Consider the following 24,875-nt stretch of genomic DNA (forward strand, 5'->3'; position numbering starts at 1 on the left):
TGTGCGTGCCGTGCCAGCGGGGTGGCGGAGGCTGGGGTCACCGAACCACAGAGGGGTGACCATGACCACGAAAACCGTGAACAAGCTGGCTGTGCCGGGCGCGACGTTGCACTACGAGGTCACCGGGAGCGGACCGGTGCTGCTGCTGATCGCGGGCGGTCTCACCGACGGGGGCGTCTTCGACCTGGTGGTCGGGCAGTTGGCGGCCGACTACACCGTGGTCACCTACGACCCGCGCGGCAACTCCCGGAGCCCGTACGACGGGCGGCCGGCTGACGAGCGGGTCGACCGGTCGGCCGAGGACGCGCTGGCCTTGATCGACGCGGTGGGCGGCGGCGAAGCGGCGTACGTGTTCGGCAGCTCGTCGGGTGCGATCACCGGGCTGGAGCTGATCACCCGGCACCCCGAGCGGGTGCGGATGCTGGTCGCGCACGAGCCGCCGGCGGTCGGCGTACTGCCGGATGCCGCGACCGCGCACGCGTTCTTCGAGGACGTGCACGCCACGTACGCCGAGGACGGTGCGATGGTCGCGCTGCGCCTGTTCGCCGGCGGGCTGGGCCTGGACGAGGACGACCGGCCGGCGCCGGAGGATCTGCGGCCGGAGTACCGGCAGGCCGTGGAGCGGATGCTGGCGAACGCGGACGTCTTCTTCGCGCACAAGCTGCTGCCGTTCACCCGCTACCGTCCGGACCTGGCCGCGCTCCGCGAGGTCGCCGCCAAGATCGTGCCCGCGGCCGGCGCCGACTCCGCCGAACACCTGCCCGCCCGCCCGATCGCCGCCATCGCCGACGAGATCGGCTGGCCGGTCGTCACGTTTCCCGGCGGCCACACCGGCTACGCGACCCATCCGGTCGCCTTCGCGACGCTGCTCAGCCGGCTGCTCGAGTCGGATCTGACCGGCTGATCCCCGGTCGCCGCAATTGCAGTTGACGCGTCGCGGCGGCCCGGCGTACCGTCACTTCCCTTCCGTTGACAACGGCATGCTTCGACGTGCCATCACAGTGGTGTCCGAACCCCCGGGTCCTTCTGGATCCGGGGCAGTTCAGCGTGCCGCTGTGCCCCGGACACCACCTTCACAACAGTGTCAGGAGGTTGCCGTGGGCGTCTACTGGGCGATCGCGGTCCGGTCGTTCCGCCGGTTCTCGACGTACCGGATCGCCACCTTGTCGGGCGCGTTCACCAACACGGTGTTCGGCTTCATCTTCTGCGGCGTGTACCTGACGCTGTGGGACCAGCGCCCCAACCTCGGCGGGTACGACGTGACCGACGCGCTCACGTTCGTCTGGCTGCAGCAGGGACTGCTGACGCCGATCGGGATCTTCGGCGCGAGCACCACCGTCGAGCTCGGCGAGCGGATCCGCACCGGCGCGATCGCCGTCGACCTGTACCGGCCCACCCACCTGATGCTGTGGTGGTTGTCGGTGGACGCCGGCCGGGCGGCGTTCGAGCTGCTCGCGCGCGGCGGCGTACCGCTGCTGGTCGGCTCGCTGGTCTTCGACCTGCGCTTCCCGTCGTCCGCGCTGCAGGGGCTCGCGGTCGGGATCGCGCTGATGTTCGGGATCCTGGTCAGCTTCGGCATCCGCTATCTGGTCGCGTTGTCCGGGTTCTGGATCACCGACTCGCGGGGGCTGGAGGGCCTGGCGATGGTGCTGTCGCTGTTCTTCTCCGGCACGATCCTGCCGCTGGTGGTGTTCCCGGGCTGGTTCGGGGAGTTCGCGCGGGCGACGCCGTGGGCGGCGACGATGCAGGTGCCGATCGACGTCTGGCTCGGGCAGGACCTGCCCGCGCGGGCGCTCACGTTCCAGCTCGGCTGGATCGTCGTCCTGCTGCTGCTCGGGCGGTTCGCGACCGTGCTGGCGACCCGGAAGGTGGTGATCCAGGGTGGCTGACCTGTCGTTGCGCAGGGCAATGGCCTGGCCGGGGCAGTACTGGATGCTGGTGCTGATGTGGATCCGGTCCTCGCTGGCCTACCCGGCGTCGTTCGTGTTCCTGCTGATCGGCTCGGCGCTGGTCACGGTGACCGACTTCGTCGCGGTGCTGCTGATGTTCAGCCACATCGAGAGCTTCGGCGGCTTCGATCTGGGCCAGATGGCGCTGCTGTACGGGACCGCCTCGATGACGCTCGGCATCGCCGACCTGGTCACCGGTTCGATCGAACGCGTCGGGCAACGGATCCGTACCGGCGACCTGGACGTCTGGCTGGTCCGCCCGGTCCCGGCGTTCGTCCAGGCGGTCGCGGACAACTTCGCGTTGCGCCGGCTCGGCCGGCCGCTGCAGGCCGGGCTGATCCTCGGGCTGGGAATCGGTGCCGTCGACATCGACTGGACCGTCGGCAAAGTGTTGTTCCTGACCTTGTCGCTGGTCAGCGGCGCGGTGATCTTCGCCGCGATCTTCGTGCTCGGCGGGGCGTTCCAGTTCGTGTCGATCGACTCCGCCGAAGTGGCCAACTCGTTCACGTACGGCGGGCAGCAGCTCACCCAGTACCCGCTGTCGATCTTCGGCCAGGACATCGTGCGCGCCGTCACGTTCGTCGTACCGCTGGCCTTCGTGAACTACTACCCGGTGCTCTACGTGCTGGGCAAACCGGCCCCGCTGGGCCTGCCGTCCTGGATCGGCCTGCTGGCCCCGGCCGTCGCGGTCGTGATGACCGCGATCGCGTCGCTGGCCTGGCGAGGCGGTCTCCGTCGCTACCGCAGTACCGGGAGTTGATTCCTCGTGCCCGTCATCGAGTTGGACCAGGTGTCCCGCGCGTTCACCGTCTCCACCCGCACCGGCCTGCGCCGCACCCGCCGCGAGGTCCGCGCGGTCGACGCCCTGTCGTTCACCGTCGAGCCCGGCGAGGTGATGGGCTACATCGGCCCGAACGGCGCCGGCAAGTCCACCACGATCAAGATGCTCACCGGCATCCTGGTCCCCACCAGCGGCACCATCCGGGTCGCCGGCGTCGACCCGTCCCGCCACCGCACCCGGCTGGCCAAACGCATCGGCGTCGTCTTCGGCCAACGCACCACGCTGTGGTGGGACCTGCCGCTGAAGGACTCCTTCGCCGTACTTCAGAAAATGTACGGCGTCCCCCGCGACCGCCACCGCGAAAACCTCGCGACGTTCGTCGAACTCCTGGACCTCGGCGACCTGCTCGACGTCCCCGTCCGCCAGCTCTCCCTGGGCCAACGCATGCGCGGCGACATCGCCGCCGCCCTCCTGCACGACCCCGAGATCGTCTACCTCGACGAACCCACCATCGGCCTCGACATCGTCAGCAAGGCCCGCCTCCGCTCGTTCCTCGCCCAACTCAACCAGGACCGCGGCACCACCGTCATCCTCACCACCCACGACCTCGACGACATCGAAGCCCTCTGCTCCCGCGTCATGGTCATCGACCACGGCCACCAGGTCTACGACGGCACCCTCACCGGCCTGCGCGCGTCCCAGTCCGCGCCCCGCACGCTGGTCGTCGACCTGGCCACCCCACACCCGCCGATCACCGTCCAAGGCGCCACCGTCACCCGCACCGACGGCCCACGCCAGTGGCTGTCCTTCCCACCCACCACCTCAGCCGCCCCACTGGTCGCGGAGATCGCCGCCAGCTACCCGTTGGTCGACCTGTCGGTCCAGGAGCCGCCGATCGAATCCATCATCACCAAGCTGTACGCCGGCGGCTGAGCGCTAGCCGAGATCCGCGGCCAGGGAGGCGAAGACGACGTCGGGGTCCATCGGCGAGGGATCGTCGAGCCATTCCTGGACGGTCTCCGGATCGGCCTCGGCATCGAACAGGCCGAGACCGCCGGCGATCAGGCGCTGGGCCTCGGGGATACCGATGGCCTCGTACTCCTGCTGCTGCAGGTAGAAGTAATCCTCCCGCGCGGACGGGTTGCGGTGGAACTTGCCGGTGTTGGCGACGTACGTCCACACGTCGTCGTCGATGACCGCAGCCACCAGGAGTGGTACGCCGGTCCTGGTCTTGATCGTGAACAGCCGTGTCATCGCCCGATCCCGTCCCGTCCGTCGTTGTCGCGACGCCGGTGCGGTGGCTGCGGCCGGCGGTCCTGCTTCCGCGAAGCTTCGCCCTCGACAGAACGGGGCGATTTCTCGGGCCTCCTACCGTAGCGTCTGAGCTCGACCGGTACGCCGCCCAGGTCTTTCAGGGTGTCGATTCCGGCGGGCTGGATCATCGGCTCCGAATGCCTGATGCATTCGTCCATGGCGGCGTTCTGTTCGGACCTCGAACGGGTCTCGTCACGGAAAATCTCGTACGGCTCGGTCGTCGTCTCCTTGACCGCGATCGACTGTCGTGAATGGACTTGGATCTCGATCACCTGCCCGTGCCCGCGGAGGAAGAAGTGCAGTCCCTTGTAGCGGCTTCCCGGGTGGTAGGAGTGGTGGGCCGACTCCATCGACCAGCCGCGCGCGGTCATCTTGTCCACCACCCGGCGAGCGGCCCGCACGACTTGGTCGGGGTGGTCGACGCCGACGGTGTACCTGAGCACGTCCTCGGGCGGTGGGGACGACGGACCGAAGCGTTTGAGCTTTGCAAGCTTGCGGGGCCAGGGACTGCGGCGACTTCATCCGGTTCTTCAAGTGGTACGCGAACGCGTCGTCGTCGATCGCGCTGGTGACGTCGGCCGTGATGCGCGGCTCGACCTCGGCAGCGCGGGCCAAGAAGGCGAGGGCCCTGGTGGTCGCCGTGGCGCCGTACTTCGCGGTGATCTCCTGCCGGGTCGGCAGGTCTCCCCAGTCGAGTGGCTGGTCGCGGCTGAGGTGGGCGTGCAGTTCCGCCGGTTCTGGTAGGCGGTCGTCCCCCATCGTGATCCCCCAGTGGTCGTGGTCCTTCGACCGTAGTTATTCGCGGCGGGGCTGTGGGGTGGGATTTCACATCTGTGGATAACCCCGCCCACCCGCGCCGTGTGACCTGCCGGGAACGACGTCGTTGCTGTTCTGGAGGGTGAGACCCAACCGTGTGGGGGTGGAGAGGGTAGACAGGGTGTGGCTGCGACGGTGATCGAGCGGGGTGGGGTGGTGGTCCCTCCGGAGGACGGGGCCGGGTTCGTGGCGTGGGTGCGGCCGCATCTGCCGGCGATGGCTCGGGTGGCGGCTCGGTTGGCGGTGGGGGCGGATCGGGACGACATCGTGCAGGAGGCGCTGGCGCGGGCCTGGATGAAGCGCCGGCAGTACGACGCGGCGCGGGGATCCGCGTCGGCGTGGTTGCTGGCGATCACGGCTGATCAGGCGCGGAAGGCGGCTCGGCGGGTTCGGCCGGTGGCTGAGCTGGCGGAGGGGGACGTGGTCGAGGCGCGTGGCGACGTCGAGGGCCGGGTGGACGTGGTGCAGGCGATGGAGGCGCTGTCGGCGCGGCAGCGGCTGGCGGTGGACTGTTTCTACTTCGCCGATCTGTCGGTGGCCGACACGGCGGCGGTGATGGGGTGCTCCGAGGGCACCGTGAAGTCAACTCTTTCCGATGCGCGGGCTCGCCTGCGGTCCTTGCTGGAGGTCAGCGAATGACACCGACCGACGAGATCGACGAGCTGCTGCGGCAGGCGGGTTCTCGGTGGCGGGCCGGGCAGCCCTCGGCGCCGGAGCCGGACCTGGAGCGGATCACACGCAACAGCAAGCCGCGGCGGTGGGTGGTCCCGGCGCTGGCGGCCGCGAGCGTGGCGACGATCGCCACGGCGGCCCTGATCTGGCTGCCGCGCGGCGACGAGCCGGTGGTTGCCCCTAGCAACGACAAGGCGCATCCCCTGGCGGTGCGGGACGGCGACCGGGTCGAGGTGAGCGGTCAGGTGGTCGCGGCGCCCGGCGTACCGGTTCGGTACTGCGTGCCGTTGCCGACGACCGCGCAGCTCGACCCCGGCGAGAAGCCGCCGGCCTGCGCACCCGGTGGAGCAGTCGAGCTGACCGGCGTCGACCTGAACCGCCTGGTCGACCTGAGGGTGATCCAGGGCGTGACGTCGGGCGAGGCCCATCTGGTCGGCACGTGGAAGGCCGGGACGATCTTGGTCGAGCAGCAAGGGCCGCCGGCTCAGGTGCAGCCCGAGGAACCGGCGCCGGGCGTGCCGTGTGCGCCTCCGGCCGGAGGCTGGAAGCCCGGGGATGCGAGTCAGTCGATCACTCCCGCGGTCGAGCAGTTCGTGAAGGCGCGGACCAGCCAGTTGCAGAACCCGTGGATCGGCTGGCCCGAGGGCTTCCCGACCGAGACGAAGCCGGGAGCCCCGCCGAACAAGCCGAGCGTGCTGGTGATCGGCGTCGCGCACGGAGACGTCGCCGCGGTACGCCGGGCGCTGGACCCGCTGGTCGCCGGCAACCTCTGCGTGACGCAGGTGAAGGTGAGCCATGCGGAGGCGGCCAAGCAGCAGAAGGCCGTCGAGGCGCTGCCGGCCGCGGAGTACGGGATCACGTCAGTCGGTCTCGGTGCGGGCGACCGGCCGGTACGGGTCGAGTTGCGGGTGCTGGACGAGAAGACCACGGCCGCGCTGCAGCCGATCGGACTCGACACGCTCGACCTCAAGCCGTACATCCGGCCGGTTCCCTAGACGAACGAGCCCTCCGGCCCAAGCGCGGGCCGGAGGGCGACTGGATCAGCTGCTCGCATCCGGCCCGGTCAGGATCTTCAGATCGCGCACCGAGTACGACAGGCTTCCCCGGAAGCCGATCCCCTGACGGATGATCTTCAGGTCGGCCAGTTCCTCGCCGGGCGCCGGGAGGAAGCTGAGGTCGCTGGTTCCGGACCACGCGTTGGCGACGGTCGGGTTCTCCAGGATCGACTGGGTCAGCTCGTGCACCGCCGGGTTGTCGAAGTCGCCGGCGGTGAGTCGCGGGAAGTGGCGCAGGTTGACGATCGGCCGGCCCAGCGCCGGGATCGTGCCGGTCGGCTTCTCCAGCGTGACCCGGGCCTCGGCGAGGCGGCGGCCGGCCGACGACATCGCGGCGGCGAAGGTCCCGCCCGGGCCGACCACCGGCGCCGCGTTGCTGGCGACCGGGAACGCCCGGGTCTGCTTGATCACGCCGAGCTTCTTCGGGAAACCCTGGAACCAGCCGCGCGCCAGCGCCGCGTCGTTGTCGACGAAGATGTACGGGCACCACGCCACCGGCGCGCCTTTGAACTGCGCGTCGAGCAGGACCAGGAACTCCGAGTACAGACTGCGGTCCGGGTCCAGGTACTGCTGCTGGTCGCCGGAGAACTGCCAGTCGATGAACAGCGCGTAGCCGTGGCCGGCTGTCGCCGGGTCCGGCGTCAGCCCGGCCGGCAGTGCCGCCGCGGCCGCATCGGCGGACGTCCAGAACTCGGCGCCGATCAGGTCGCCGACGTAGTGCCAGGGCGGGGCGCCGACGATGTTGGCCGTGCCGCGGGCGCTCAGCGGCAGGCTGTAGCCCTTGAGCTCACCAGGCGGCAGCGTGGTGTCGGTGGTGGAAGCGAAGGCGGAAGTGCCGACCGCGGAGGCGGGCGAGGTCAGAGTGGACGCGGCGACCGTGGCCGCGAGTCCACCACCGAGCAGGCTACGGCGGTTGACCGCGCCCGTACGGTCTGTGCTTTCGGTTGTCATGCGCGCAACGCTAGGCAGCGCGGATAGACATCCGATCGCCACCGGATCGTCAGATCGATGCCTTCGGCAACGATCAGGCCAACGACCGGGGCGGGCGCCCGGTCAGCGGTCGTGGAAGAAGTCGACCAGGATCCGCGCGGTCGCGGCCGGCTGGTCGATCGCGGGGGAGTGGCCGGCGTCGGCGATCACCTGCGGCTTGACGCCGAGGATGTCGGCCATCCGGTCCTGCACCGCCAGCGGCCAGCCGTCATCGCTCTCGCCGTACGCGACCTGGACCCGGACACCGGACTCGGCCAGCTGCTCGGTCCGGTCCTCGGCGTCGATCAGCCGCTTGGTGATCTCGGCCAGGCCGGCCGGCACGTTGCCGGTGAAGCGCTTGCGCAGGAACGCCGCGATCTCGGTCGCCGGCGCGACGTACCGCGGGTCCTTGCTGTCGTGCTCGAGCTTCAGGTCGTAGACCTGCTCGATCGGCAGGTTGTCCAGGCCGAAGGCCAGCATCTGCAGCCCCTGCACCTTCGCCTCATCGCTGAAGCCGCCCGGACCCGAGCAGAGCAGCGTGACGGTGGAGAACACCGACGGGTCGGCCAGCACCGCCTCCCGCGCGACCAGCCCGCCGAACGAGTGCCCGACCAGCTGGCTGTAACCGCCCAGGGCCTTGCTCATCGCGACCACGTCGAGCGCGAGCTCCGCCAGCGTGTACGCCGACGGGTCGGCCGGGCCGGGCGTCTCGAACTGGCCGCGCTGGTCGACCGCGACCGCCCGCCAGCCGAAGCGCGCCAGGTGATCGACCAGCGGGGTGAAGTCCTCCTTGCTGCCCGTCCAGCCAGGGACGAGCAGCACCGTGCCGAGCGGCGTACCGACGTCCGGCACAGCCTGCAAGGTGGCGAAGCTGCCTCGGTCGGTGTCGAGGGTGACGGGGCGGACCCCGTCGGGCAGGGTCAGGGTGCGCGGCGTACTCACGACTCCACGGTATCCCGCTGCCTGGTTCGCAACAGGGTGGCGGTCGCCACAGCCAGCACCACGATGATGCCCAGGCTGACCAGCGCCGCGAGCTGTACGCCGTCCGTGTACGCCGCTCTGGTGAGTTCCAGGACCTCTCGGGCCAGCGGCTGCGGCAGGTGCTCGGCGACGGCGACGGCACTGCCCAGCGTGTCGCGCGCCTCGCTTGAGACCCCTGCGGGAAGGGTCTGCTCGGTCACTTGGCCGCGGTAGACCGCCGTGACCAGACTGCCGGACACAGCCACGCCCAGCGCCATGCCGAACTCGGTACCGGTCTCACCCATGCCGGAGGCAACTCCGGCGCGCTCGGGCGGAGCACTGCCGACCACCAGGTCGTAGGTGAGAGCCAGCACGACCTGGATGCCCAGACTGGCGATCGTCAGGCCCGCGACCACCGCTGCCCGGCCGGACAACGCCATCAGGGCCAGGCCGGGTACGGCGATCAGGAAGCCCAGGGTCATCGCCGTACCGGCCGGCAGACGTCGTACGACGAACGGCGCACCCAGGGTGCCGACGATGCCCGCCACGGCGACCGGCAGCATCCACAGACCCGACTCCAGCGGCGACAGGCCGAGCACGAGCTGGAAGTACTGGACCGCGAGGAACTGCATGGCCGCCAGGACGTACAGGCCGAACGTCTGCGCACCCAGCGACACACTGAAGGCGGTCCGGTGGAACAGCCGCAGGTCCAGCAGGGGTTCGGTGAGCGTCAGCTGGCGCCGTACGAAGGCGTAGCCGGTCGCCAGCCCAGCAGCCAGTACGGCGAGCGTCGTGAGGTGCAGGCCGTCCTTGGCGGTCTCCTTCAGCGCGTAGACCACCGCGACGATCGCGCTCATCGACAGCGCGACGCTGGCCAGGTCGATCCGGCCGGAGCCGGGGTTGCGGAACTCGGGCAGCAGCGGGCGAGCCACGGCCAGCAGAAGCAGCAGCGGCGGTACGCCGATCAGGAACACCGAGCCCCAGTGGAACCGCTCCAGCAGGACGCCGCCGACCAGCGGACCGGCGATCCCGCCGAGCATGAAGTTCGTCATCCAGATCGCGATCGCCAGCTGCCGCTGCCGCGGGTCGCGGAACATGTTGCTGATCAGCGACAGCGTCGACGGCATCAGGGTCGCGCCGGCCAGCCCGAGCAGGGCCCGAGCGGCGATCAGCAGCTCGGCGCTGGTCGCGAACGCCGCCAGCAGCGAGGCGCCCGCGAACCCGGCCGCACCGATCATCAGCAGCCGCCGGCGGCCGATCCGGTCGCCGACCGTGCCCATCGTGATCAGCAGCCCGGCCACCACGAAGCCGTAGACGTCGATGATCCACAGCAGTTGCGAGCTGCTCGGACCGAGATCCGCGCTCAGCATCGGCGCGGCCAGGTGCAGCACGGTCATGTCCAGGCCGAGCAGGATGGTCGGCAGGGCCAGGACGGCGAGTCCCAGCCACTCGCGGCGGGTCGCTCGTGTTGTCGTCTCCAGGGTCGTCGTCATGCCGAACATCCTGAAACTTCAACAATGCTTTAAGTCAACGGGTGCCCCGACAGGCGGCCCGTTCCACCGTGCGGCACAATGGCCGGGTGCCGCGGACGCTGGCAGTCGCCAATCAGAAAGGCGGGGTGGCCAAGACGACCACCGTCGCCTCGCTCGGTGCTGCCCTGACCGAGCTCGGGCAGCGCGTGCTGCTGGTCGATCTGGACCCGCAGGCCTGTCTGACCTTCTCGCTCGGCGTCGATCCGGAGGACGTCGACATCTCGTTGCACCACGTCCTGCTCGGCGCGGCGAAGGTGCGCGACGTTGTGATCGCGCTCGACGAAGGGCCGGACCTCGTGCCCGCCACGATCGAGCTGGCGACGGCCGAAGTGCGGTTGTCCCGCGACAGCAGCGCGGAGCAGGCGTTGCGCACGGCGCTGCGGCCGCTGGCGTCGTCGTACGACTGGATCCTGATCGATTGCCCGCCCACCCTCGGCCTGCTCACCGTCAACGGGCTGTCGGCCGCGTCCGAGGTGCTGATTCCCTTGCAGTGCGAGACGCTCGCGCACCGCGGGGTCGGCCAACTGCTCGACACGATCCACGACGTCCGGCAGCTGACGAACCCCGGCCTCGAGATCCTCGGCGTTCTGCCGACCCTGTACGACGGCCGGACGACACACGCGCGCACGGTGCTGGAGACGATCGCCGGGACCTACGAGCTGACGGTGCTGCAGCCGGCGATCCCGAAGTCGATCCGCTTCGCCGAGGCGCCGGCGATCGGCCGGACCATCCTGACCACCGCGCCGGCGACACCCGGCGCGGCGGCGTACCGCGAACTGGCGAAGTCGCTGCTCTGAGGTTCAGGACGGGTCGGGCGCCGACGGCGCGGCGATCGGCGTACGGCGCAGGCGGTGCCGGAACCGCCACAGCGGGACGGCGATCAACGCCAGCGCGACCAGGAACGGCAGCAGCGCGCCGAGCACGGTCGCGAGCGCGACGAACGTCGCGGTGAAGGCGTTCCAGCCACCCGCGAGCCCGGCGAGGAAACCCTTGTCGTCCTTGGCCTCGACCGGCGCCTTGCCCGGCTCGACGATGACCAGGCTCAGCGTGGCCAGTTCGGTCTGCCCGGACAGCGCCTTCTGCTTGGCCAGCAGGGCTTCCAGGTCGGCCTCGCGCCGGGTCAGCTCGGACTCCACCGAGACGATCTCGGCGATCGTGGTCGCCTTCGCCAGCAGGGCGCGCATCCGTTCCAGGCTGGCGCGCTGGGAGGCGATCCGGCTGTCCACGTCGACGACCTGCTCGGTGACGTCAGTGGACTCCTGGTGGATCGCGGTTCGCTTGCCGAGCGCGGAGAGGCGTTCGATCGCGGTCTCGTACGCCGCGGTCGGCACCTTCAGCACGAGGTTCGCGCGGGTGATCCGGCCGTCGCTGCGGCTGCCGGTGTCCTCGGAGGCGACCTGTCCGCGCAGGCCGGTGACGACCGAAATCGCGGCCTGGCGCTGCTTGTCGATGTCCTCGTGCTCGATCGTCAGCGAACCGGTCTTGACGATCGCCCTGGTCAGCGCGGGCTGCGCCGGAGCGCCACCCTTGTCCTTCGGCGCGGCCTGGCCGGTCGATCCTGCCGTGTCGCCCTTCGGCTGGGCGTCACCGAGCTGCGGCGCCGCGGCGTCCCCAGCCGACGAGGCCGATTCGTTGCCACTGCCACTGCAGCCGGACAGCACCACGGCCGCCAGGACGACCCCTGCCGCCATGGCCGTGATTCGCGTCTTCGCCATCGCCCACACCTTTCCCCTCGACGATCTGTCCACCTAGGACGGCCGAGCGGGGGTCCGGCGTTGCGGCGTCCGGTCACGGTCCGGCAACAGAAAACCCCGCCCAGCCTGGTGGCTGGACGGGGTCGCTGTTCGTTCGGTGTTACTCCGGTGCGGTGAAGGTCGGCGTGGTGGCGGCCTTCTTACGGGTCCGCTTGACCGGCTTCTCCTCGGCCGCTTCCGCCGGTACGTCGGCAGCCGGCGTGGCGGCCGTCTTCCGGGTCCGCTTGGCCGCGGCCTTCTTCGCCACCGGAGCGTCCTCGACGGCCGGGGCCTCGTCGGCGGCCGGCTTCGCGGCAGCCTTCTTCCGCGTCCGCTTCGGCTTCTCCTCGGCCGGCGCCTCAGCCGCTACCGGAGCAGCTTCGGCCGCGGCAGCGGCCTTCCGCGTCCGGGTGCGCTTCGGCTTCTCCTCGACGGGCGCGTCGACGGCCACCTCGGCAGGAGCTTCGGCCGAAGCCGCCGCCTTGCGAGTCCGCGTCCGCCGAGCCGGAGCCGCCTCGGCCGGTACGTCGGCCTGCTGGGCCTCGGCAGCGACCTCGGCGGTGGCAGCGGCCTTGCGAGTCCGCGTCCGCTTGGGCTTCTCGGCGACTGCTTCGGCAACCTCCGTCGGAGCAGCTTCGACCGGCGCGGCAACAGCCTCCGCAGGCGCAGCCTCGACCGGCGCGGCAGCAGCCTTGCGGGTGCGGGTCCGCCGGGCGGGCTTCTCCGCGGGTGCTTCCGCCTCTACTGCAGCGGCTTCGACTGGTGCAGCCTCGACCGGTGCGGCCTCGACCGCGGCCTCAGCCGACTCAGCGCGTCGGCGCGTACGCGTCCGGCGCGGCTTCTCCTCCACCGGGGTGGCAGTCGCGGTCACCTCGGCGACGGCAGACTCCGCAGCAGGCTCCGCGACAGCAGCCTCCGGGGTGGTCGACTGCGGAGAGAGCGACTCAGTGCTCTCGGCGCGGTCGGCGCCACGGCGGCGACGGGTGCGCTGGCGGGGCTTGCGCTCCGACGGCGTGTGCTCGGCGGCCTCGGTCGACGTCTCCGGGGTCGGCGGGACCAGCGTCTTCGCGGTGACGTCTTCGTCGGTCTTCTGCTCGACGCCCTCGACGCCCTCGACGGTCCGGCCGTTGCGGGTCCGGCGGCGGTTGCGGTTCCGCTTGCGGCCCGGGCGCTCGCCCGACGCCGGCGCGGAACCCGACTCGCCCTCGCTGCGCCGCGGCGGGCGGTCGCGCTCGGGCTTGTCCTGGGCCGGCTTGATCCGGCCCTTGGCGCCGGTCGGGATGCCGAGGTCGTGGTAGAGCTCCGGCGAGGTGGAGTAGATCTCCTGCGGTTCGTCGTACGGCAGGTCGAGCGCCTTGTTGATCGTCTTCCAGCGGACCAGGTCCGGCCAGTCCACGAAGGTCACCGCGATGCCGCTGGCCCCGGCGCGGCCGGTCCGGCCGATCCGGTGGATGTAGGCCTTCTCGTCCTCGGGGCAGGTGTTGTTGATGACGTGCGTGACGCCCTCGACGTCGATGCCGCGGGCCGCGACGTCGGTGCAGATCAGTACGTCGACCTTGTCACCGCGGAACCGGGTCAGCGCCCGCTCGCGGGCCTGCTGGTTCAGGTCGCCGTGGATCGCGGCGGCCTTGAAGCCGCGGTCGATCAGGTCGTCGGTGAGCCGGCCCGCCTCGCGCTTGGTCCGGCAGAAGATCATCACCCGGCCGCGGTCGTCGGCCTGCAGGATCCGGGCCACCACCTCGGGCTTGTCCAGATCGTGCGCCCGGTAGACGAACTGGGCCGTGGTCGGCACCATCTGGGTGTCCTCGTGCGACTCCGCGCGGATGTTCAGCGGGTGCCGCATGTGGGTGCGCGCCAGGCCGATCACGGCCGACGGCATCGTTGCCGAGAACAACATTGTCTGGCGCAGTTCGGGCGTCTTGCGCAGGATCCGCTCGACGTCGGGCAGGAAGCCCAGGTCGAGCATCTCGTCGGCCTCGTCCAGCACCAGCACCTTGATGTGCGACAGGTCGAGCACGCCGCGGTTGGCCAGGTCGAGCAGCCGGCCCGGCGTACCGACGACGACGTCGACGCCGCTCTTCAGCATGTCCAGTTGCGGCTCGTACGCGACCCCGCCGTAGATGGTCAGGATCCGCACCGAACGCACGGTGGACGCGGTGGTCAGGTCCTTGGCGACCTGGATCGTCAGCTCACGGGTCGGCGTCACGACCAGGGCCTGCGGCTTGCCGGGCGCGGCCAGCTCCTCGTAGTCCGGTTCGCCGGGGGAGATGGTGCGCTGCAGCAGCGGGATGCCGAACCCGAGGGTCTTGCCGGTCCCGGTCCGGGCCTGACCGATCAGGTCGGTGCCCATCAGTGCGACGGGGAGCGTCATCTCCTGGATCGGAAACGGCTCCACGATGCCGACGCGGTCGAGCGCGTCACAGATCTCGGGCAGAACCCCGAGCTCTCGGAAGGTGGTCAGGCTGATCGCCTCTCACATGCTTGTACGGACAGAATGCACAGGGCCGGCGCCAGGGTTGGAGTGTCGTGACGACACTCGGTGCCCTTCATCGTGAGGCGCGGGACACTGTGCAAGCGGCTCGCACCAGCTGCCCATCTGGGCGCGTCACCGGCGAAACACCGTCCAGTGTAACCGTAAATGGCGTCAGAGCCGCCCAGCCCGGTTTTCCCCGGCGGGTACCGGTGGGCCGATATGGTGCGGACCATGACCGAAACGACGGCCTTCGACGATCCCGCCTACCGGGCTGCGGCGGTGGATCTACTGGGTGTGCTGGCCTACGGCGAGCTGACCGCCTTCGAGCGCATCGCCGAGGACGCCAAGCTCGCGCCGACCCTCGACGACAAGGCGCAACTGGCCCAGCTCGCGACCACCGAGTTCGGCCACTTCGTGCAGTTGCGCGACCGGCTGGTCGCGCTCGGCGTCGACCCGATGGAGGCGATGCAGCCGTTCGTCACCCCGCTGGAGGCGTTCCACGACCACACCGCGCCGTCGGACTGGCTGGAGGGCCTGGTCAAGGCGTACGTCGGGGACGGCCTGGCCAACGACTTCTACCGCGAGATCGCGTCGTTCGTGGACGGGGAGACGCGGGCGCTGGTGCTCGAGGTGTTCGCCGACTCCGGCCAGGCCGAGTTCGTGGTGGACCGGGTCCGGGCCGCGATCGCGGAGGACCCGAAGCTCGGCGGCCGGCTCGCGCTCTGGGGCCGCCGGCTGGTCGGCGAGGCGCTCAGCCAGGCGCAGCGGATCGCCGCGGACCGCGACTCGCTGGCCGCACTGCTGGCCGGCTCGGTCGACCGCCCCGGCCTCGACCTGGCCGCGATCGGCCGGATGTTCACCCGCCTCACCGAGGCCCACACCGCCCGCATGACCGCCCTCGGCCTGCAGCCGTAACCCCCCGGCGCATCGCGTCCGAAGAACCCGAGGTTGTAGCGCTCGGTTCTTCGGACGCCGGGGTTCAGGGGCCGCACGGGAACCGGCCGCCACCTGGAAGGTGACGGCCGGTTCTGGTGGTGCGGGGGGGTCAGACCGATCGCGTCCTGGAGCGACCGGTGACAGTGGCGGCGATGACCACCAGGATCGCGGCGACGGCGATGCTGATGATCCAGCGGAGCCAGTCGATGCCCCTGGTGGCGTCGACACCGAGTGCGGCGGAGACGTAGTACCCGATCAGGACGCCGCCGATCCCGCACAGCACGGTCAGCCACAGCGGGATGTTGTCCCTGTCGCCCGGGGCGACGAACTTGCCGAGCAGGCCGATGATGATGCCGGCAATGATTACACCGATGATTTCCATAACGCCTGGCTCCTCCTGGTGACGACCGCATTGACGCGGCGTGACGAGTGTCTCGTCACACCCGAACGGTTGCCGCCGGACGACATGCGTAAACGTGTCTCAGTGAGCCATGGCCTGATTGCGATTTGATGAACGCGGCGATGCCTCAGACCGCGCCGAAGCCGACCTTGCGGATCGCCGTCTCGCCGATCTCGACGTAGGCCAGCCGGTCGGCCGGGACGATCACCCGACGGCCCTTCTCGTCGGTCAGCGTCAGCAGACCGGTCTCACCGGTCAGAGCCTCGGACACCGCCGACTGGACCTCCTCCGGGGTCTGCTCGCTTTCCAGCACCAACTCACGATTGGCGTGCTGCACGCCGATCTTGACCTCCACGGAACCCTCCCGGGCACGTTCCGACCGGCGGCTCTCGCCGGTACCTCGTCGAGCCTATCCGCTGGCGGCGGGCGGCTCTCACCAGTCCGCCGAGAGCAGAACCGGCCGGTCGCCGAAAGCACGACCGGCCGGTCCGCCTGAAGCGGAACCGGCCGGTCGCCACGGGCAGTGCGCCCGGGTCAGCTCTCGGTGCGGGGAAAGCCGCGGATGCCGCGCCAGGCCAGGCTGGCGACCAGGTCGGCGGCCTGCTGCTGGGCCAGCGTCGGGTTGTCGGAGGCCAGCCAGTAGCGGGCGCTGACCTGCGCCATCCCGACCAGGCTGACCGCGAGCACCATCGACTGCTCCTTGTTCAGCCCGGCGTCCGCGCTGATCACCTCCGAGCAGGCCTCCGCGCAGGCCTGGGTGACCCGGTCGACCCGCTCGCGTACCGCGGGCTCGTTGGTCAGGTCGGACTCGAACACCAGCCGGAACGCGCCCTGGGCGTTGGCGACGTAGTCGTAGAAGGCGTGGATCGTCGCGGCGACCCGCTGCTTGTTGTCCTCGGTCGAGCGCAGCGCCTCGCGCACCGACGCGACGATCGCCTCGCAGGAGCTGTCCAGCAGCGCCAGGTACAGCTCGAGCTTGCCGGGGAAGTGCTGGTACAGGACCGGCTTGGAGACGCCGGCGCGGTCGGCGATGTCGTCCATCGCGGCGGCGTGGTAGCCGTTGGCGACGAAGACCTCCTGGGCCGCCTCGAGCAGCTGCGCTCGGCGAGCCAGCCGGGGCAGGCGGCTGCCGCGTTTCGGTGCGGTCTCCGGTGTCGTCGACACTTCGGCTCCTTACGGTCATGCGGCACCGGACGACGTCGGCCCCCGGTGTATACCGTCCGAATCCTACCTAGCGGTAGTCGTCCTCGCCGCCGTCCCCGACCGATCGGCGCTGTTCGTCGACGTCGGCCGGGTCGGCCTCGGGCGGCACGGAGCCGGCCGGTTCCTCCTCGGCGTCCAGACCAGCGGGCGACTGGTATTGCTCCAGTACGTCGGCCTCCGGAGCCTCGGTGGGCAGATCGACCTCGGGCTCGGACATCGGTTCCTCCTTAGGTTGAGTTCTTGCGGATCCGTACGGTCAGCTCGGCAGTGGCTTCGGGTCGTCGTACAGGCCCTCGAGCACGTCGCCGTACTCCTCGACGCGAGCCAGCACCTCGTGCGGCAGGAAGGTCAGCTCGGCCTGGTCCGTGGCCGCGGCGACCTCGTCCCAGTCGATCGGGGTGGAGACCCGCGGTTCCTCGGCCCCGCGCAGCGAGTACGGCGCGAGCGTGGTCTTGGCGCTGGCGTTCTGGCTCCAGTCGATGAACACCTTGCCGGGCCGCAGCGCCTTCGTCATGTTCGCGGTCACGTTCTCCGGCAGCGCCTCGGCCAGCTGCTCCGCGAGCTGCTTGGCGAACGCACTGGTCGCCCGGGACGACGCCGGCTCGATCGGTACGTACAAGTGCATGCCCTTGTTTCCGGACGTTTTCGGCCACCCCTCCAGCCCGTAGTGGCCGAGCAGCTCGCGCAGGGCGAGTGCCACGTCGCAGCACTCCACGATGCTCACACCCGGCCCCGGGTCCAGGTCGAACACGACCAGATCGGCTTGCGGGTCCTTGCCGTCGTCGGACAGCCCGATCCGCCACTGCGGGACGTGCAGTTCCAGCGCGGCCAGGTTCGCCAGCCACACGATCGTCTGCACGTCGTCGGCGATCACGAAGTCCGCCTCGTCCCGGCCGGTCGAGCTGCCGGGCGTCGGCAGGGTCACGGTGCGCACCCAGTCCGGCGTACCGCGCGGTGCGTTCTTCTCGAAGAAGTACGACGCTCCGGTGCCGTCCGGCCAGCGCTTGCGGGTCAGTGGCCGGTCCGACAGGTGCGGAAGCAGCAGCGGGGCGATCTGGTGGTAGTACTCGATCACCTCCGCCTTGGTGAAACCTGTCTGCGGGTACAGCACTTTGCCGAGGTTGGTGAGCTTCATCGTCTGCCCGTCGACCTCGGTGGTCAGTTGCGTCGGTGCGGCCGCCATGGCTCCCAGTGTCCAGCCTCGCGAGGGTTCTAACATGGCAAGATGGACAGTTACGCGGGAGTAACTGGCGCTTCGGTGCCGTTGGGGACGCAGGAATGGCCGGCCCGCACCGTGCCGGTCGCCGGGGTGGACGTCGTGGTCCGGGACACGCCCGGGAGTTCTCCGGACCTGCCGCCGGCCGTGTTCGTGCACGGCCTCGGCGGCTCCTCGCTGAACTGGACGACGCTCGGGCACCTGCTGAGCGACAGCGTCCGCGGCATCGCCCCCGACCTGCCCGGCTTCGGCCGTACGCCGCCGGCCGCGCGCGGCGGGATCAACGACCAGGCCGACGTCGTCGCGCAGCTGTGGGACGCCGAGTTCGGCGACGAGCCGGTCCACCTGTTCGGCAACTCGATGGGCGGCGCGATCGCGGTGCGGCTGGCGGCCGGCCGGCCGGAGCGAGTGGCGTCGCTGACGCTGATCTCCCCGGCGCTGCCGCATCCGCGGGCGTCGGCGATCGCGCTGTGGTTCGCCGCGCTGTCCACCCCGCGGCTGGGCCCGCTGGTGCTGGAGCGGAGCAAGCGGCTGCCGTTCGAGCGGCGGCTGCAGGCGGCGTACGCGATGATCTTCGGCGAGCCGGACCGGCTGCCGCCCGAGGTGCGGCGGGCGTACGAGGAGGAGCTGCGGGCGCGCGACGAGCAGCCCTGGGGTCCGCAGGCCACGCTGGACGGAGCCCGCAGCCTCCTGTTGTCGTACCTGGCTCCGCCGAGCCGCTCGCTGTGGCTGGACACCGCGAAGGTCACCTGCCCGGTCCTGCTCGTGTACGGCGGCCGTGACCGGCTGGTCAACGCGGGGATCCGCACCAAGGCGCAACAGGCTTTCCCGGACGCGCGGCTGCTCTACCTGCCGCGCACAGGGCACGTGGCCCAGATGGAGAACCCGCAGGAGGTCGAGCGAGCCTTCCGGCAGCTTTGCAGGTCCGTGCAAAGGTGACGCCGCCGTGCAACGTTTTGCCCCCGCCGGCGTCTCAGTAGGGGAGGGGCCCCGAATACCCGGGGCACACGTCGGCCGAGGGGGCAGTTGTGCGGTTGTACGCGAGGCTGGGGGTGGTGCCGGCGCTCGCGCTGGCCCTGCTGATCCCGGCAGGTCAGAGTCAGGCAGGACCCACCGGGGCGACCACTCAGCAGGTGGAGCCGTCCGAGAACAAGGACTGGTCCATCCAGCCGGTCCCCACCGGCTACCGGATCACCCTCCGGCTCAGCACCCCGGCGCCGATGCGGGCCGCGCTGCCGATGCTGGCTGTCGACGGGCGCGTGATCGGTGTCGCGCAGGAGTCGGCGGACCGGCGTACGTTGACCGTCGTCACGCAGGACAGGTCGGTCAGCACTGGTACGCGGGTGACGCTGGTTTGGTCGACCGAGGTCAACCGGGGGAAGCCGGGACGGTCAGCTGTCGACTCGGCCCTGGTCAAGGAATGGCTGGAGCGTCCGGCAGGCCCGGCGACCTCCGTGGACCCCGGTGCCGTCGGCCGGTACGGCGTGGGTCTGTCCGAGTACAACCTCGGCGACGAGGCGGTCAACCTGCCGGACCTGGGTCACAAGGCCGAGCTGCGCGGCCGGGTCTACACCCCTGTCGGTGCGACCGGGCCCAGACCGCTCGTGGTGTTCCTGCACGGTCGGCACGCGGTCTGCTACGGCGGCGCCGGGCAGTTCCCGCCCGGTGGCAAGCCATGGCCGTGCGCGGCCGATCAGAAGCCGATCCCCAGCTTCCGGGGCTACGACAGTCCCGCCTGGGCTCTGGCGAGCCACGGCTACCAGGTGGTGTCGATCAGCGCCAACGCCGTCAACGCCTGGGACAACAACACCTACGACGGCGGTGCGATGGCCCGCGCCCAGCTGATCCTGGCTCACCTCGACCTGTGGAAGCAGTGGTCGACGACCGGCGGCGGTCCGTACGGCAGCCAGTACGTCGGCAAGGTCGACCTCGGCAACGTCGGCCTGATGGGTCACTCCCGCGGTGGTGAGGGCGTCGTCCGGGCCGCACTGCTCAACACGCACCTCGGCGGCAAGTACGGCGTCCGCGCGGTGCTGCCGCTCGCACCGGTCGACTTCTCCCGTCCGACGCTGCCCGGCGTGGCGATGAGCGTGCTGCTGCCGTACTGCGACGGTGACGTGGCCGACCTGCAGGGCCAGAAGTTCTACGACGACACCCGGTACGCCGTGACGCCGGACCAGGCGCGCCGGTCGACGGTGCTGATGCTGGGCACGAACCACAACTTCTTCAACCGCGAGTGGACGCCCGGTCAGTCGGTCGCGCCGTCGTTCGACGACACCTGGGACGACGGCTCGGCGCAGAACCCGTGCTCGTTCAAGAGCGGGCTGCGACTGACCGCTGTGCAGCAGCAGGCCGCCGGGCGGGCGTACATCGCCGGGTTCTTCCGGCTGGAGATGGGCCGCGAGCAGGCGCTGCTCCCGCTGTTCGACGGCTCGAACACCCGGGCCGCATCGGCCGGCAAGGCCGTCGTACGGGTGGTGTCGCAGGCGCCGGCGGCTCAGCGCCGGGACGTGAACCGGCTCGACCAGACACTGCCGGCAGGCGCTGTCACGGGAGCCGCCAAGGCCGAGGTGTGCGCCGGTCTGCCGAACTCGATCCCGCAGGAGGGGGCGTCGGCTCCCTGCTGGAAGTCCGCTGACGGTTGGCGGATGCCGCACTGGGTTCCGTCAGCGGTTGCGAGGACCGCTCCGACCGCCGCGGTCACGCGGCTGCGCTGGACCGGCACCACCGGCTCGGTGCGCTTCGACCTGCCCGCCGGACGGAGAGACGTGAGCAAGTACGACGCGCTGACGTTCCGCGCGTCGCCGGAGCCGACCGGGCCGGCCAAGCCTGACCTGTCGTTGCGGGTCACCGACGGGCGAGGCCAGTTCGTCAACGTGCCGGTGTCGGCGATCAGCGACGCTTTGCTCCGCCTGCCCGGCCAGGACGAGTACGGGCTGCCGAAGACGCTGTTGCGGACGGTCCGGCTTCCGCTGTGGTGGCTGGGCAAGCTCGACCGCAAGGACATCCGCTCGGTGGAGCTCCGCACGGACCGGGCGACTGCGGGAGCGGTCTACCTGTCCGACCTGGCCTTCTCCGCCGGCGGGCTGGGTACGCCGACTCCCCTCGACGTGCCGAGTGTGTCGGTGTCGGACGCCAGGACGACCGAAGGCAACACCGGGACCGCCTCGCTGGACTACTGGGTCTCGCTGTCGCGGCCGTCCGCCGTACCGGTGACGGTGTGGGCCGAGACCAGCACCGGGGACGTTTTCCAGGCGAACGACGGCGACGTGAACCGGCGGCTGGTGTTCGCGCCGGGGCAGACGAAGCAGAAGGTCAGTGTGGTGGTCAAGGCGAACACGGTGGACGACTACGACCTGCAGAGCACGCTGCAGCTGTCCGTGCCGACGCAGTCGATCGTCGGGGACGCCCAGGCCGACGGAGTCGTGGTGGACGACGATCCGGAGCCGGTACTGACGATCGGCAACGGGGTCGGCTTCGAGGCGTCGAGAAAGATCCGGTTCCCGGTCCGGCTGTCCGCGCCGACCGGCAAGTACGTCGAGTTCGACGCGCTGCTGGTCAGCGGGACGGCCAAGCTCGGCAGCGACCTGCAGGGCTACGCCCCGGGAATTCACCGCGCGTACGGCCACGTGACGCCGGGCCAGGTGGTCGGCTGGATCCAGGTCGACCTGCTCGACGACAAGGCCGCGGAGCCGGCCGAGTCCTTCACGCTACGGGTCGACAAGGTCGAGGGAGTGGAGTTCACCGGGCCGGTGGTGCGGTCCGGGCTGATCGTCGACGACGACCGGTGACGAGATCCAGCACAGATCGCTCGCTGCCGCGTCAGACTCCGGCATGACGTGGCGTCGAACCGTGGTTTGATCTTCGTCGCAATCCGTTGACCAGGACAACCACAGGGCGGTTCCGGGGGTCTGACGGACGACCTTGTTCGTCGACGAAGGGAAGCTCGTGCGGTTGATCGGCAGGACCACACTGTCGCTGGGGACGGTCGCACTACTGGGGGTGGGGTTGGTGCCGGCGGCGTCGGCCGCACCAACTCCGCCACCACCACAAGCAGTTGCCAGTAGCAACGGTTGGCGCATCGATCCGGTCGCCGGTGGCTATCGGATCACCCTGCGGCTGGACGATCCGGTCCCGCTGCGGGACGCGCTCCCGATGCTTTCGGTCGACGGTCGAACCGTCGGCGTCGCCCGGGAGTCGGCCGACCGGCGCAGCGTCTGGCTGGTCAGCAAGGACCCCGCCGTCCTGCGCGCCCGGGACGTCCGGCTGGTCTGGTCGGGCGATCCCACCGGTGACGCCAAGCGCTCCAAGGCCGCCGCCGGGCCGACCGACGCCGACTGGTTGAAGGCGAAGATGGGACCGACGCTCGCCGACGATCCCGGAGCCAAGGGCAAGTACCAGGTCGAGACCGCGGAGTACGACCTCGGCGACGAGGCCGTCTACCTGCCGGGCCTCAAGCAGAAGTCCGAGCTGCGCGGCAAGGTCTACTCGCCGCGCGGTGCGACCGGCCCGCGTCCGCTCGTCGTCTTCCTGCACGGCCGGCACCAGGTCTGCTACGGCGGCAACGAGAACGGTCCGTTCCCCGACAAGCCGTGGCCCTGCACCGGTGAGTGGAAGCCGATCCCGAGCTTCCGCGGGTACGACGGCCCGGCCGAGGCGCTGGCCAGTCACGGCTACCAGGTCGTCTCGATCAGCGCGAACGCCGTCAACGCCTGGGACGCCGACGCCTACGACGCCGGTGCGCAGGCCCGCGCCGAGCTGGTGCTCGACCACCTCGACCTGTGGAAGAAGTGGTCCACGGCCGGCGGTGCGCCGTTCGGGACCAAGTTCATCGGCAAGGTCGACCTGCGCAACGTCGGCCTGATGGGCCACTCGCGCGGCGGTGAGGGGGTGGCACGCGCCGCCGTGCTCAACGCCGATCGCGGCGGCAGGTACGGGATCCGCGCGGTCCTCCCGCTCGCCCCGACCGACTTCGCCCGGGCGACCGTGCCCGGCGTCGCGATGAGTGTCGTCCTGCCGTACTGCGACGGCGACGTTTCCGACCTGCAGGGCCAGAAGTTCTACGACGACACCCGGTACTCCGTCACCGGCGACAACGCGCCGCGCTCCACCGTCACGGTGCTCGGTGCCAACCACAACTTCTTCAACACCGAGTGGACGCCGGGACAGTCGGTCGCGCCGTCCAACGACGACTGGTGGGAGGAGGGCGCCGAGTCGCCCTGCGGGCCCAAGTACGCGGGCCGGCTGAGCGCCAAGGAGCAGCAGGCCGTCGGTACGGCGTACGTGGCGGGCTTCTTCCGGCTGCAGCTCGGCCACGAGAAGCAGCTGCTGCCGTTGCTCGACGGCTCCAACGCACGAGCCGCTTCAGCCGGCCGTGCCGTCGTACGGGTTGTGGCGCAGGCTCCTGCGGTCGATCGGCGTGACCTGTCCAAGCTGGACGAGCCGCTGCCGGCCGGAGCGGTCTCCGGCAAGGCCAAGGCGACGGTCTGCTCGTCGGACTGCGTGCAGACCGAGGACCAGAGTCAGCTGCCGCACTGGGTCAGCTCGTGGTTCGCGGACAAGACACCGACGCTTCCGGTCACCAAGCTGAGCTGGACCGGGAAGGACGGCGTACTGCGGGTACCTGTCGCCGCCGGCCAGCGTGACGTACGCCGGTACGCCGCTCTGACGTTCCGTGCGGCGCCGGACGCGGCCGGAGCACCTCGCACCGACCTCAGCGTCCGGGTGGTCGACGGGCACGGCCGGGCGGCGTCGGTGCCGGCCTCCACGCTCGGCGACGCGCTGGTGCGGATGCCCGGCTCGGGCAACGGCGTACCGAAGCACCTGCTCCGGACCGTGCGCGTACCGATCGCGTCGCTGAAGGGGATCGACCTGCGCGACGTACGGGCGGTGGAACTGCGCACCGACCGCGTGGCGAGTGGCTCGGTGCTGCTGAGCGACCTGTCGTTCTCCCGGCCCGGCATCGGGACGTCGGCTCCGGCGGTGCTGCTGCCGAAGCTGTCCGCGTCGAGCGTGAAGGTGAAGGAGGGCGACACCGGAACGCGGCACGCCGACTTCACCGTGTCGCTGTCGCGGCCGAGCATCCGCCCCGTCAGCGTGTACGCCGAGACCAACGGCGACCTCGGCACGGTCGTCGGCGCAGTCGCCCGGAAGGTGGTCTTCAAGCCCGGCCAGACCCGGCAGACGATCAACGTCCCGATCACGGCGAACACCCGCGACAGCGCGGACCTGCACTTCAGTCTGGTGCTGTCTGCTCCGCACGACGGTCTGCTCGACGAGCCCTTCGGGCACGGGCTGGTGATCGACGACGACCCGACCCCGACGCTCACGATCGGCGCGGCGACGGCCAGGGAAGGCTCGAAGGTGCTGGAGTTCCCGCTGACGCTGTCGGCGGCCAGCGACCAGTACGTCTCGGTCCAGGGTGAGCTGAAGGACGGCACCGCCGTCCTGGGCAAGGACTTCAAGACCTTCGACGAGGAGCCGCCGGCCCGCTCGTTCTACGGCTACATCGAGCCCGGGAAGACCAAGGGCGCGATCCAGGTCCGGCTGGTCGACGACAAGGTCAAGGAAGCCGGCGAGACCTTCACCGCGTACGTCACCGAGGCGATGGGTGCGAACGTCAAGATCCCAGTGAGCGTCACCGGGACGATCACTGACAACGACTGACACCGGAGTCGGACCGGATCGGACCGAGGGCGGCACTGCCGATCGGCAGTGCCGCCCGCTCCGTCTCACTGGTGATGCCGGCCTTCGCCGAGCAGCTGTGGAGTCTGCCTGGTCGCGCTGGGATCGGCCGCCGCGGTGAGACGGATGTCCCGGGATCTGGACTCCTGACCGGCCGCTTGGACCGGTGCGGGAACATGGAG

At 70.4% G+C, this 24,875-nt stretch carries 23 protein-coding genes; 11 read left to right on the forward strand and 12 right to left on the reverse strand.

Features of this window, described 5'->3' with window-relative positions:
* Positions 1–61: 61 nt before the first annotated feature.
* The 4 genes from BWI15_RS17930 to BWI15_RS17945 all read left to right on the forward strand — a co-directional run bounded on the left by BWI15_RS17930 (position 62) and on the right by BWI15_RS17945 (position 3,663).
* On the forward strand, positions 62–904 hold the full coding sequence (locus BWI15_RS17930) for an alpha/beta fold hydrolase (RefSeq protein ID WP_077016063.1): 843 nt from the start codon (positions 62–64) through the stop codon (positions 902–904).
* 193 nt (positions 905–1,097) lie between these two features.
* On the forward strand, positions 1,098–1,889 hold the full coding sequence (locus BWI15_RS17935; RefSeq protein WP_077015530.1) for an ABC transporter permease: 792 nt from the start codon (positions 1,098–1,100) through the stop codon (positions 1,887–1,889).
* On the forward strand, positions 1,882–2,709 hold the full coding sequence (locus tag BWI15_RS17940; protein ID WP_237771332.1) for an ABC transporter permease: 828 nt from the start codon (positions 1,882–1,884) through the stop codon (positions 2,707–2,709). Before BWI15_RS17935 ends, BWI15_RS17940 begins: the two co-directional genes overlap by 8 nt.
* Positions 2,710–2,715: 6 nt before the next feature.
* Positions 2,716–3,663, forward strand: coding sequence for an ABC transporter ATP-binding protein (locus BWI15_RS17945; protein ID WP_077015531.1), 948 nt, complete (start codon positions 2,716–2,718; stop codon positions 3,661–3,663).
* A 3-nt stretch (positions 3,664–3,666) separates the two neighbouring features.
* On the opposite strand, the gene BWI15_RS17950 is transcribed toward BWI15_RS17945, so the two are convergent.
* Entirely contained in the window at positions 3,667–3,984 is a 318-nt protein-coding gene (locus BWI15_RS17950) for a hypothetical protein (RefSeq protein ID WP_077015532.1), read from the reverse strand.
* Positions 3,981–4,427, reverse strand: coding sequence for a hypothetical protein (locus BWI15_RS17955; RefSeq protein ID WP_143465672.1), 447 nt, complete (start codon positions 4,425–4,427; stop codon positions 3,981–3,983). The genes BWI15_RS17950 and BWI15_RS17955 overlap by 4 nt, the downstream gene beginning before the upstream one ends.
* Positions 4,428–4,983: 556 nt before the next feature.
* Between BWI15_RS17955 and BWI15_RS17965 the strand changes: the two genes are divergently transcribed.
* Both BWI15_RS17965 and BWI15_RS17970 read left to right on the forward strand, forming a co-directional pair.
* Positions 4,984–5,499 (forward strand): RNA polymerase sigma factor, encoded by a 516-nt coding sequence (locus BWI15_RS17965; RefSeq protein WP_237771333.1) that lies wholly within the window; start codon positions 4,984–4,986, stop codon positions 5,497–5,499.
* A complete protein-coding gene (locus BWI15_RS17970) occupies positions 5,496–6,527 on the forward strand; it encodes a hypothetical protein (RefSeq protein ID WP_077015535.1) in 1,032 nt (343 codons plus the stop codon). The genes BWI15_RS17965 and BWI15_RS17970 overlap by 4 nt, the downstream gene beginning before the upstream one ends.
* A gap of 45 nt (positions 6,528–6,572) precedes the next feature.
* Here BWI15_RS17970 and BWI15_RS17975 read toward each other — a convergent pair whose 3' ends face one another.
* From BWI15_RS17975 to BWI15_RS17985, 3 genes are all read right to left on the reverse strand, one after another.
* Positions 6,573–7,538 (reverse strand): acetoacetate decarboxylase family protein, encoded by a 966-nt coding sequence (locus BWI15_RS17975; protein ID WP_083750844.1) that lies wholly within the window; start codon positions 7,536–7,538, stop codon positions 6,573–6,575.
* Between the two features lie 102 nt (positions 7,539–7,640).
* On the reverse strand, positions 7,641–8,498 hold the full coding sequence (locus BWI15_RS17980; protein WP_077015536.1) for an alpha/beta fold hydrolase: 858 nt from the start codon (positions 8,496–8,498) through the stop codon (positions 7,641–7,643).
* Positions 8,495–10,009, reverse strand: coding sequence for an MFS transporter (locus BWI15_RS17985; RefSeq protein WP_077016067.1), 1,515 nt, complete (start codon positions 10,007–10,009; stop codon positions 8,495–8,497). Before BWI15_RS17985 ends, BWI15_RS17980 begins: the two co-directional genes overlap by 4 nt.
* Before the next feature lie 86 nt (positions 10,010–10,095).
* On the opposite strand from BWI15_RS17985, the gene BWI15_RS17990 reads away from it, so the two are divergent.
* Positions 10,096–10,845 (forward strand): ParA family protein, encoded by a 750-nt coding sequence (locus BWI15_RS17990; RefSeq protein WP_077015537.1) that lies wholly within the window; start codon positions 10,096–10,098, stop codon positions 10,843–10,845.
* A 3-nt stretch (positions 10,846–10,848) separates the two neighbouring features.
* On the opposite strand, the gene BWI15_RS17995 is transcribed toward BWI15_RS17990, so the two are convergent.
* Together BWI15_RS17995 and BWI15_RS18000 are read right to left on the reverse strand one after the other, a co-directional pair.
* Positions 10,849–11,763, reverse strand: coding sequence for a DUF4349 domain-containing protein (locus BWI15_RS17995; protein ID WP_077015538.1), 915 nt, complete (start codon positions 11,761–11,763; stop codon positions 10,849–10,851).
* Positions 11,764–11,902: 139 nt separating this feature from the next.
* On the reverse strand, positions 11,903–14,152 hold the full coding sequence (locus BWI15_RS18000) for a DEAD/DEAH box helicase (protein WP_083750905.1): 2,250 nt from the start codon (positions 14,150–14,152) through the stop codon (positions 11,903–11,905).
* Positions 14,153–14,485: 333 nt separating this feature from the next.
* On the opposite strand from BWI15_RS18000, the gene BWI15_RS18005 reads away from it, so the two are divergent.
* On the forward strand, positions 14,486–15,169 hold the full coding sequence (locus BWI15_RS18005) for a ferritin-like fold-containing protein (protein WP_237771334.1): 684 nt from the start codon (positions 14,486–14,488) through the stop codon (positions 15,167–15,169).
* A gap of 130 nt (positions 15,170–15,299) precedes the next feature.
* Here the strand turns inward: BWI15_RS18005 and BWI15_RS18010 are convergent, their stop codons facing one another.
* The 5 genes from BWI15_RS18010 to ligD form a co-directional block, all read right to left on the reverse strand.
* The gene (locus BWI15_RS18010) at positions 15,300–15,572 is read right to left on the reverse strand and encodes a hypothetical protein (RefSeq protein ID WP_077015541.1); all 273 of its coding nucleotides are present in this window, start codon (positions 15,570–15,572) and stop codon (positions 15,300–15,302) included.
* 145 nt (positions 15,573–15,717) lie between these two features.
* Positions 15,718–15,945: a DUF3107 domain-containing protein gene (locus BWI15_RS18015; RefSeq protein ID WP_077015542.1), complete on the reverse strand. Its 228-nt coding sequence runs from the start codon at positions 15,943–15,945 to the stop codon at positions 15,718–15,720.
* Positions 15,946–16,124: 179 nt separating this feature from the next.
* On the reverse strand, positions 16,125–16,754 hold the full coding sequence (locus BWI15_RS18020) for a TetR/AcrR family transcriptional regulator (RefSeq protein WP_077015543.1): 630 nt from the start codon (positions 16,752–16,754) through the stop codon (positions 16,125–16,127).
* Between the two features lie 67 nt (positions 16,755–16,821).
* Positions 16,822–17,010 carry a hypothetical protein gene (locus tag BWI15_RS18025; RefSeq protein WP_077015544.1) on the reverse strand — a complete coding sequence of 63 codons (189 nt, stop codon included), beginning with the start codon at positions 17,008–17,010 and terminating at the stop codon, positions 16,822–16,824.
* A gap of 39 nt (positions 17,011–17,049) precedes the next feature.
* Positions 17,050–17,976, reverse strand: coding sequence for a non-homologous end-joining DNA ligase (gene ligD / locus BWI15_RS18030; protein ID WP_077015545.1), 927 nt, complete (start codon positions 17,974–17,976; stop codon positions 17,050–17,052).
* Positions 17,977–18,018: 42 nt separating this feature from the next.
* On the opposite strand from ligD, the gene BWI15_RS18035 reads away from it, so the two are divergent.
* The 3 genes from BWI15_RS18035 (at position 18,019) to BWI15_RS18045 (ending at position 24,675) form a co-directional block, all read left to right on the forward strand.
* Entirely contained in the window at positions 18,019–18,948 is a 930-nt protein-coding gene (locus BWI15_RS18035) for an alpha/beta fold hydrolase (protein ID WP_077015546.1), read from the forward strand.
* An 89-nt stretch (positions 18,949–19,037) separates the two neighbouring features.
* On the forward strand, positions 19,038–21,800 hold the full coding sequence (locus BWI15_RS18040; RefSeq protein ID WP_077015547.1) for a hypothetical protein: 2,763 nt from the start codon (positions 19,038–19,040) through the stop codon (positions 21,798–21,800).
* A 157-nt stretch (positions 21,801–21,957) separates the two neighbouring features.
* Complete coding sequence (locus BWI15_RS18045; RefSeq protein WP_077016068.1) at positions 21,958–24,675, forward strand: Calx-beta domain-containing protein; 2,718 nt, start codon at positions 21,958–21,960, stop codon at positions 24,673–24,675.
* Positions 24,676–24,875: the final 200 nt, after the last annotated feature.

Source organism: Kribbella sp. ALI-6-A, from assembly GCF_001984195.1.
Taxonomy (GTDB): Bacteria; Actinomycetota; Actinomycetes; order Propionibacteriales; family Kribbellaceae; genus Kribbella.

What these genes read in the sequence shown, in the direction of transcription:
- BWI15_RS17930 (WP_077016063.1), top strand. Translation starts at nt 62, where the DNA reads ATGACCACGAAAACCGTGAACAAGCTGGCTGTGCCGGGCGCGACGTTG.
- BWI15_RS17950 (WP_077015532.1), bottom strand. Translation starts at nt 3,984, where the DNA reads ATGACACGGCTGTTCACGATCAAGACCAGGACCGGCGTACCACTCCTG.
- BWI15_RS17970 (WP_077015535.1), top strand. Translation starts at nt 5,496, where the DNA reads ATGACACCGACCGACGAGATCGACGAGCTGCTGCGGCAGGCGGGTTCT.
- BWI15_RS17975 (WP_083750844.1), bottom strand. Translation starts at nt 7,538, where the DNA reads ATGACAACCGAAAGCACAGACCGTACGGGCGCGGTCAACCGCCGTAGC.
- BWI15_RS17985 (WP_077016067.1), bottom strand. Translation starts at nt 10,009, where the DNA reads ATGACGACGACCCTGGAGACGACAACACGAGCGACCCGCCGCGAGTGG.
- BWI15_RS17995 (WP_077015538.1), bottom strand. Translation starts at nt 11,763, where the DNA reads ATGGCGAAGACGCGAATCACGGCCATGGCGGCAGGGGTCGTCCTGGCG.
- BWI15_RS18000 (WP_083750905.1), bottom strand. Translation starts at nt 14,152, where the DNA reads ATGACGCTCCCCGTCGCACTGATGGGCACCGACCTGATCGGTCAGGCC.
- BWI15_RS18005 (WP_237771334.1), top strand. Translation starts at nt 14,486, where the DNA reads ATGACCGAAACGACGGCCTTCGACGATCCCGCCTACCGGGCTGCGGCG.
- BWI15_RS18010 (WP_077015541.1), bottom strand. Translation starts at nt 15,572, where the DNA reads ATGGAAATCATCGGTGTAATCATTGCCGGCATCATCATCGGCCTGCTC.
- BWI15_RS18025 (WP_077015544.1), bottom strand. Translation starts at nt 17,010, where the DNA reads ATGTCCGAGCCCGAGGTCGATCTGCCCACCGAGGCTCCGGAGGCCGAC.
- ligD (WP_077015545.1), bottom strand. Translation starts at nt 17,976, where the DNA reads ATGGCGGCCGCACCGACGCAACTGACCACCGAGGTCGACGGGCAGACG.
- BWI15_RS18035 (WP_077015546.1), top strand. Translation starts at nt 18,019, where the DNA reads ATGGACAGTTACGCGGGAGTAACTGGCGCTTCGGTGCCGTTGGGGACG.